Source organism: Bacillus sp. CECT 9360 (genome assembly GCF_918741275.1).
Lineage (GTDB): Bacteria > Bacillota > Bacilli > Bacillales > DSM-1321 > Peribacillus.
The window spans coordinates 1-679 of sequence record NZ_CAKKNA010000037.1 but is presented as its reverse complement, the minus strand read 5'-3'; the positions used below and the strand labels follow the sequence as shown (position 1 = coordinate 679).

The 679-nt window shown below is 34.2% G+C and carries 1 protein-coding gene; it reads left to right on the top strand.

Features of this window, described 5'->3' with window-relative positions; translation table 11 throughout:
- Positions 1-41: 41 nt before the first annotated feature.
- A partial coding sequence (locus tag LQ216_RS20245; protein ID WP_354959456.1) for an IS3 family transposase occupies positions 42-679 on the top strand: 638 nt, incomplete at its 3' end.

The following is a 679-nucleotide window of genomic DNA, read 5'->3' as shown; positions in this document are numbered from 1 at the left end:
CGAAGGAAAGAGTACACCGATCAAGAGCGGTATATTAAGAAATTGGAATTGGAGAATGCTGTCTTAAAAAAGTTTCAGGAAATCTTAATGAAGGGGGGAAGAAATTAAAGTTTCATGTAGTAGATGTTTTAAGAGATCAATTTAAGGTTGCGGAACTCTGTGAGTTTCTTGGTGTATCAGAGAGTGGTTACTATAAATATAAGAAGTATATAAAAGAAGATAAAGATGCCGAAATAAAAAAGTTAATTCTACAACTATATGAGGATTCAGACAAACAATGGGGATATCGGAGTATCCACATGGAGCTCCAAGAAGAGTACCAAATGGAAATTAATCATAAACGAGTGTATCGACTTTGCAGAGAACTTGGAATCCAATCCATCATTCGAAAAAAGAGAAAGTTTCCAAACTATAATCAGTATAAACGGAAAGAACCAGAAACCATTGCCCCTAATATAATCGATAGGGACTTTTCAGCTCATACACCTAATGAAAAATGGGTTACAGACATAACTACCTTCCAAATTGAAGAGGAAAAATTACATTTATCTGCCATTTTGGATCTGTATAATAATGAAATCATTGCCTATGAAATGGGAAGAAACACAGAAACAATTTTAGTGATCAAAACTGTATACCAAGCTATTCAAAAAGAAAAGGATGTGCAAGGTGTCATCCT